The organism is Pseudomonas sp. B35(2017) (assembly GCF_002113645.1).
GTDB lineage: Bacteria > Pseudomonadota > Gammaproteobacteria > Pseudomonadales > Pseudomonadaceae > Aquipseudomonas > Aquipseudomonas ekonensis.
The window spans coordinates 1-586 of record NZ_NEIZ01000053.1; the positions used below are offsets into that span (position 1 = coordinate 1).

The 586-nt window shown below is 68.8% G+C and carries 1 pseudogene; it reads left to right on the forward strand.

Annotated features, from left to right (window positions below):
• A pseudogene (locus CAG41_RS28085) lies at window positions 1–586 on the forward strand (calcium-binding protein); the annotation flags it as partial.

The following is a 586-nucleotide window of genomic DNA, read 5'->3' on the forward strand; positions in this document are numbered from 1 at the left end:
GCGGCGCCGGCGCGGACACCCTGATCGGCGGCGCCGGCAGCGACAGCTACGTCATCGACAACGTCGGCGACGTGATCATCGAGCAGGGCCCGTCGGCCACCGACGTCGACTCGGTGTACTCCTACATCGACTACACCCTGGGCGCCAACCTCGAGAACCTCAACCTGGTCGGCGGCGCCCTCAACGCCACCGGCAACGCCCTGAACAACGTCCTGCGGGGCAACGACAACGACAACCGCCTGATCGGCGGCGCCGGCCTGGACATCATGATCGGCGGCAAGGGCAACGACACCTACGGCCTCGACCAGGCCGGCGAGCTCGCCCTCGTCCAGGAACTGGCCAACGAAGGCACCGACCGCCTGGAGATCTCGTACAGCGCGACCGCCCAGAGCAGCACCGTCGACCTGGGCCTGGCCAACCTGCAGAACGTCGAGGACGTCACCCTCCTCGGCGCCGGCGACTTCACCGTCTACGGCAACGCCCTGAGCAACACCCTGATCGGCAACGCCGGCAACAACACCCTCAACGGCGGCGCCGGCGCGGACACCCTGATCGGCGGCGCCGGCAGCGACAGCTACGTCATCGA